8 protein-coding genes are annotated in these 6,541 nt (G+C 67.7%); all 8 read right to left on the bottom strand.

Going from position 1 to position 6,541, the window contains the following annotated elements:
- Positions 1–373 precede the first annotated feature (373 nt).
- Complete coding sequence (locus tag IP69_RS17435; protein ID WP_248306880.1) at positions 374–658, bottom strand: GIY-YIG nuclease family protein; 285 nt, start codon at positions 656–658, stop codon at positions 374–376.
- A gap of 173 nt (positions 659–831) precedes the next feature.
- Positions 832–1,656 carry a twin-arginine translocase subunit TatC gene (gene tatC / locus IP69_RS17430; protein ID WP_054144108.1) on the bottom strand — a complete coding sequence of 275 codons (825 nt, stop codon included), beginning with the start codon at positions 1,654–1,656 and terminating at the stop codon, positions 832–834.
- On the bottom strand, positions 1,653–2,195 hold the full coding sequence (tatB, locus tag IP69_RS17425; RefSeq protein WP_054144107.1) for a Sec-independent protein translocase protein TatB: 543 nt from the start codon (positions 2,193–2,195) through the stop codon (positions 1,653–1,655). The genes tatC and tatB overlap by 4 nt, the downstream gene beginning before the upstream one ends.
- A gap of 63 nt (positions 2,196–2,258) precedes the next feature.
- A complete protein-coding gene (locus IP69_RS17420) occupies positions 2,259–2,513 on the bottom strand; it encodes a twin-arginine translocase TatA/TatE family subunit (RefSeq protein WP_156323521.1) in 255 nt (84 codons plus the stop codon).
- Between the two features lie 67 nt (positions 2,514–2,580).
- On the bottom strand, positions 2,581–3,696 hold the full coding sequence (locus IP69_RS17415; protein ID WP_248306879.1) for an ABC transporter ATP-binding protein: 1,116 nt from the start codon (positions 3,694–3,696) through the stop codon (positions 2,581–2,583).
- 196 nt (positions 3,697–3,892) lie between these two features.
- Positions 3,893–4,504, bottom strand: coding sequence for an SMC-Scp complex subunit ScpB (scpB, locus tag IP69_RS17410; protein ID WP_248306881.1), 612 nt, complete (start codon positions 4,502–4,504; stop codon positions 3,893–3,895).
- Between the two features lie 65 nt (positions 4,505–4,569).
- Positions 4,570–5,400: a ScpA family protein gene (locus IP69_RS17405; protein ID WP_054144105.1), complete on the bottom strand. Its 831-nt coding sequence runs from the start codon at positions 5,398–5,400 to the stop codon at positions 4,570–4,572.
- 60 nt (positions 5,401–5,460) lie between these two features.
- A complete protein-coding gene (nagZ, locus tag IP69_RS17400; protein WP_054144109.1) occupies positions 5,461–6,471 on the bottom strand; it encodes a beta-N-acetylhexosaminidase in 1,011 nt (336 codons plus the stop codon).
- Positions 6,472–6,541 lie beyond the last annotated feature (70 nt).

Raw genomic sequence — 6,541 nt, 5'->3', positions numbered from 1 at the left:
GGCCAAGCGAAGCGCAGCGCCGGAATCCATCATAGGGCTCTACGGCCCATATCGAGGACCGCCGCAGCCCGGCAACCGACCTGCCCTATGATGGATTCCGGCGCTGCGCGGCTGTGCCGCTTGGCCGGAATGACGGCGAGGGTGGAACGGCGGGACAACATTCCTTGAAGCGCGCGGGACGGCCATCAATTGCCTGGACAACATCCTCCCCGTCATTCCGGCCAAGCAAAGCGCAGCGCCGGAATCCATCGTAAGGCTCGACGGCGCAGGTCAAAGATCACCGCAGCCCGGCAACCAATGTGCCCTGCGATGGATTCCGGCGCGGCGCGGCTGCGCCGCTTGGCCGGAATGACGAGGGCTGGTTGGAACGGTCTCAATCCAAGTGAATCGTGTCGTACAGGTCGCGCCAGGTCGGGTTACCGGCTTCGATCAACGCGACCTTGCGCTCGCGATGCCACTTCTTCATGCGCTTTTCCTGCGCGATCGCCTCGTCGGCGCGCTCGAAATGCTCGGCGTAGACGAGGTGGCTGACGCCGTACTGACGAGCAAACTGGGACCCGCGCCCCTCGCGATGTTCAGTGACGCGGCGGCTCAGGCTGTTGGTTACGCCAAGATACAGCGTCCCGTTCCAACCGCTGGCCATGATGTACACCCACATGGGCAACACCCTCCCCGTCATTCCGGCCAAGCGAAACGCAGCGCCGGAATCCATCGTAGAGCGCCGCCACATATCAAGGGACGTTGCAGTCTGGCGAACCGATATGCCCTACGATGGATTCCGGCGCTGCGGCTGCGCCGCTTGGCCGGAATGACAGGGAACCGGGTCCGCCCCTACTCGCTGGCCGCATCCGCGGCATCGTCAGCCGCCTGCTTGGCGGCGCGCTTGCGCTCGACATAGCGCACCGAGAACACCGACAGCTCGTAGAGCAGCAGCATCGGGATCGCAAGCATCAGCTGCGAGATCACGTCGGGCGGTGTCAGGACGGCCGCCACCACGAAGACGAAGACGATCGCGTAGCGGCGCTTTTCCTTCAGGAAGGTCGAATCGATGATGCCCGCCTGGCCGAGCAGGGTAAGGATGACCGGCAGCTGGAAGGAGATTCCGAAGGCAAAGATCAGCGTCATGATCAGCGAGAGATATTCGCTGACCTTGGGCAGGAGCGCGATGCCGGCCTGCCCGTCGGTCGCCGCCTGCTGCATGCCGATGGAGAACTTCATCAGCACCGGCATGGCAAAGAAGAACACCATCGCCGCGCCCGCGACGAAGAACACCGGTGTCGCCGCGAGATAAGGTGCAAAAGCGTTGCGCTCGTTCTTGTAGAGCCCCGGCGCGACGAATTTGTAGATCTGCGTCGCGATCACCGGAAAGGCGAAGAACCCGGCCCCGAAGGCGGAGATCTTGATCTGGGTGAACAGATATTCCAGCGGCGCGGTGTAGATCAGCTGGACATTGGCGCCCGGCCCCGCCGCCCAGACATAGGGCTGCACCAGGACATTGTAGATCTGCGTCGCGAAGGCAAAGCAGATGAAGAACATCACCAGGAAGGCGATCAGCGACTTGATCAGCCGCGAACGCAATTCGATCAGATGGTCGATCAGCGGCGCGCGCGAGGCCTCGATCTCGTCTTCGCCGGCACGGGTGTTGGCGACGCTCATGTCGCGCTCCCTTCGCCGGGTTCGGTCACGGCAGTTTTGCGCCGGCGCGGCGCCTTGGCGGGCTCTGGCACGTCAGCGACGGGTTCCTCAGCCGCGGCCACGGCCTTGCGGACGCGCTTCGGCCTAGGCTCGGGCGCCGGTTCGGCGGGGGGCGTCAAGTCGGTCTGCGCAATCTCGACCGGGGGCAGCGGCTCCGGCGCGGGAATGGCGGCGAGCTTGGCTTCCGCCTCCTTCAGCGCCGCATCGTCGAGCCCGGTCGAGGCGGGCATCTCGATCGGCTTGTAGTCGCTGGCCCAGGAATCCGTGCTCATCGCGTTCGACACGGAGCCGCCGACATCCTCGACCTGCTTTTTCAGGTCGTGGAGTTCGGCCTCGCGCATCGCGTCGTTGAACTGGCCCTGAAACTCGGAGGCCATGCGGCGCATCTTGCCGACCGCCTGGCCGACGGTCCGCATCGCCTTCGGCAAGTCCTTGGGACCGATCACGACGAGCGCGACTGCCCCGACCAGCATGAATTCGCTCCAGGCGATGTCGAACATCGACGGCTCGTCCTCTCAGCCTTCAAACAAGGCTAGCCCTCGCGAAACGCGAGCGGCGCGGCCTCAGGCCTTGGTCTCGGCCTTGGCCGGAGCGGGATGGGTGGCAGCCTGGTCATTGGCTTTGGCGTCGATGACCCGGGGATCGACCGGGGTCGCGGCTGTGGGCGGCGGCGGGGTCTCGTCCTCGGCCATGCCCTTCTTGAACGACTTGATGCCCTTGGCGACGTCGCCCATCAGCTCGGAAACCTTGCCGCGGCCGAACAGCAGCATCACGATGACGCCGACGACGATCCAATGCCAAATGCTGACGCCACCCATGGCGAACTCCCTCTATTCATGTGTTGCCGGGGGATTGCGACCCCGGATCAAGCCGTTGCGGCGGAACCTATGTGTCCCCCGCCGGGAACACAAGAACTTCGTCGGTGGGAATATCGAGACCGACATCGTCGCCCTCGGTCGTGGCTGCCGCCAGGGTCGCCCGCACCGACAACAGCCGCTCGAACCCGTCGACCGCGATCAGGAGATGATCGACCTCGCCGAGAAAGCGCCGGCTCACCACCCGCCCCGGCAGGCAGAAGCCCTTCGGCACGATCCGCACCGCATGCGGCCTGATGCAGGCGATGGCCTCTGCCCCCTCCGCCAGCCCCTTGGCCGGGAAGCGCCCGAACGGCGTATCCACCGCCCCGCGCACGACTCGACCCGCGACCTCGGTAAAGTCGCAGAAGAATCGGGCGGCAAAGAGACTGCCGGGCTGGCGGTAGAGCTGCTGGCCGGTGCCGATCTGAACGATCGCCCCATGGCGCATCAGCACGATCCGGTCGGCGATGCGCATCGCGTCCTCGGGGTCATGCGTCACGATGATCGAGGTCGCCCCCGTCTCGTGCAAGAGCGCCGCGGTCTCGTCGCGCACGACATCGCGCAGGCGCCGGTCGAGATTGGAGAAGGGCTCGTCCATCAAGAGCACGCCGGGCCGCGGCGCGACCGCGCGGGCCAGCGCCACGCGCTGCTGCTCGCCGCCCGAGAGCATGTGCGGATAGGATTCGGACAGGTCCGCCAACCCGACCCGGGCGATGGCGCGCAGCGCCGTGGCATCGGCCGCAGCGCCGCCGCCACGACCGACCAGGCCGAAACGAACGTTCTCTCGCACCGTCAGATGCGGGAATAGCGCATAGTCCTGGAAGACGAGGCCGACGCCGCGCCGCTCGGGCTCGACGAAGGACCCCGACGAGGACACGTCGCGGCCCTCCAGCAAAACGCGGCCCGCGCTCGGCCGCTCGACGCCGGCCGCCAGCCGCAAAAGTGTGGTCTTGCCGCAGCCCGACTGGCCCAGCAGCGCGACGATCTCGCCGGGCTCGATCGACAGCGAGACATCGTTCAGCGCCGTGACCTCGCCGAAACGCTGGGTCACACCCTCGAAGCCGAGCGCCATCGGGATGGCGGCCCCGGCGGTGCCGCGACGTCCCCAGCTCAACCAGCGCGATTTGGTCTCGTTGACGGCCAACAGATGCTCCACGCCTCGTCACACAGCAGATCGTCATTCCGGACAAGCCGCGAAGCGGCGCCGATCCGGAATCCATCGTAGAGCCATGCCCTGGAAAGGTTGGACTCTATGATGGATTCCGGGCCTCCGCTTCGCTGCGCCCGGAATGACGGCGCCGGGCGGGTGTCAACCCCTGCCAGCCCGCCCCATGCGGCGCTCAACCGTTCTCGTCAAGCGGCGTGAACAGGTCGCCGAGCGGATCCTCGTCGGCGCGCAGGTCGGGATCGTCGTCGGGAACCGGCACGGAAAGGTCGCGCGTCAGCCGTCCCTCGATGAAGCCCGAGCCCTTCAGTTCCTCCAGCCCCGGCAGGTCGTCGATGCGGCCAAGCCCGAAATGATCGAGAAAACCCGGCGTCGTGCCGAAGGTGACGGGGCGCCCCGGCGAGCGGCGCCGACCGCGCAGTCGCACCCAGCCGGCCTCGATCAGGATGTCGAGCGTCCCCTTGGCGGTGGCGACGCCGCGGATCTCCTCGATTTCGGCCCGCGTCACCGGCTGGTGATAGGCAATGATCGCCAGCACCTCGAGCGCGGCCCGCGACAATTTGCGCGGGGCCTCGGCCTCCGCCGCCAGCAGATAGCCGAGATCGGGCGCAGTGCGGAAGGCATAGCCGCCGGCGACCTGGCGCAGATTGACACCTCGGGGCTCGTAGAGCGCCGTGAGCCGCGCCAGAACCCCATCGACGTCGATGCCCGCAGGCACGCAGCGGGCGAGCTCGTCGGCCGGCAGCGGCTGGGCGGACGCAAACAGCAGCGCCTCGACCACGCGCATCGCATGAGCGAGGGCCTCAGCACCGGCGTCCTCCTCAGGATTGACCGTCTTGATGACCAGACTGCTCATGACGCGTCTCCGCGGCCCAGCGGCAGCGAGGGCGGACGGGCCGAACGGCGACGCAGATAAAGCGGCGAAAACGCGTCGTCCTGGCGCAGATCGAGAACGCCCTCCTTGACCATCTCCAGCATGGCCGACAGCGCCGAGGCCCTGACCGTCGCCGCCATCGCGCCGGCGGGCAGCCCGTGCGAGGCCATGTAGCGCGTCAGATACGGGTCGATCTGCGTCCAGTCGCCGGCCTCGCCCACCAGGCGCTGCAGCGCCTCGCGCGCCTCGACCAGCGACCAGACGACACGCTGGCCGACCGAAATATGGCCCTGCACCCGCTTCATCCGCTGCTGCGCATAAGCCGACAGCAGATCGTAGAGCTCCGCCTCCCAGACCGGCCGGGCCCCGGCGACAACCGCTTCCGGCGCCCCGCGCGCGAACACATCATGGCCGAGCCGTTCGCGTGAGGCGAGTTTGCCCGCCGCGGCCCGGATCGCCTCCAGCCGACGCAGGCGCAAGGCGAGCGCGGTGGCGAGATCGGCCGCGCTCGGCTCCTCGCCCTTGGGCGGCTCGGGCAGCAGCAGCCTGGATTTCAGATAGGCCAGCCAGGCCGCCATCACGAGATAGTCGGCCGCCAATTCGAGCCGCAGCGCCCGCGCCTGCTCGACGAAAACGAGATATTGCTCGGCCAGCGCCAGGATCGAGATGCGGTGCAGATCGACCTTCTGGCGCCGCGCGAGATCGAGCAGGAGATCGAGGGGGCCCTCATAGCCATCGACATCGACGAGCAGCGCCGGCTCGTCGTCCCGGCGGGCACCGTCATCCTCGAATGGCAGTTGCGCCGCCATGGCCGGCCGCCCCTTTATGCTCACACACGAAAGACGCGTGCCGATCGCAGGTTCGACGGTTCACGCGCTCGAGGCAAGCGCGCTCGCCACCTGCGCCCTCGCGCTGTCCACATCGAGCGGCTCCGGCTCGTGCCGGATGCGCGCCAGTGCCATGGCTGCGCGCCGGGCGCGATGCCCCTTCATCTCCGGCACGGCGCCGGCGATGGCGACCATCTCCTCCATGATGCCGTGGCAATGCAGCACGACATCGACGCCCGCCCGGATCGCGGCGCGGGACTTCTGCGCGAAGCTGCCCGACAGCGCCTTCATCGAGATGTCGTCGGTCATGATCAGCCCGTCATAGCCCAGCTCGCCCCGCATGATCTCCCGCACGACCTTGCGCGAGACCGTCGCCGGGTTCTTCGGGTCGAGCGCGGTGAAGACGACATGGGCCGTCATCGCCATCGGCATGTCGGCGAGATGCCGGAAGGGCCGGAAATCATGCGCCCGCAATTCGTCCAGCGACGCATCGACGATCGGCAGATCGTGATGGCTGTCGGCCCGCGCCCGGCCATGGCCGGGCATGTGCTTGATCACCGGCAGCACGCCGCCCGCCATCAGCCCCTCGGCCGCCGCCCGGCCGAGCTGGGCGACGCGGTCGGGCTCATGCGCATAGGCGCGGTCCCCGATGACGTCGTGGCTGCCGGCGACGGGAACGTCGAGCACCGGCAGGCAGTCGACGTCGATGCCCACCGCCTTCAGATCATGCGCCATCAGCCGCGCCGAGAGCCGTACGATTTCGCGCTGGGCCACGGGATCGTTGATCGCGAGAAAGGCTTGCGCGGCTGCGTATTTCGGCCAGTGCGGCGGGCCCATGCGTTGCACCCGCCCGCCCTCCTGGTCGATCAGGATCGGCGCCTGCCCGCCGACGGTTTCGCGCATGTCCGCCGTCAGTGCGGCGACCTGCTCGGGGCTTTGCGTGTTGCGCCGGAACAGAATGAAGCCCCAGGGGCGGGCGTCCCTGAAGAACGCGCGCTCGTCAGGGGTCAGGCTCGTGCCGAGGCAGCCGGCGATGAAGGCGCGTGAGGTCATGATCGAGGCGTAGGAAGAGGCCACCCGATGGTCAACCCTCCATCGTCATTCCGGACAAGCCGCGAAGCGG

The organism is Allobosea sp. AAP35, assembly GCF_001295925.1.
GTDB lineage: Bacteria > Pseudomonadota > Alphaproteobacteria > Rhizobiales > Beijerinckiaceae > Allobosea.
This window is presented reverse-complemented; position numbering and strand designations above follow the sequence as displayed.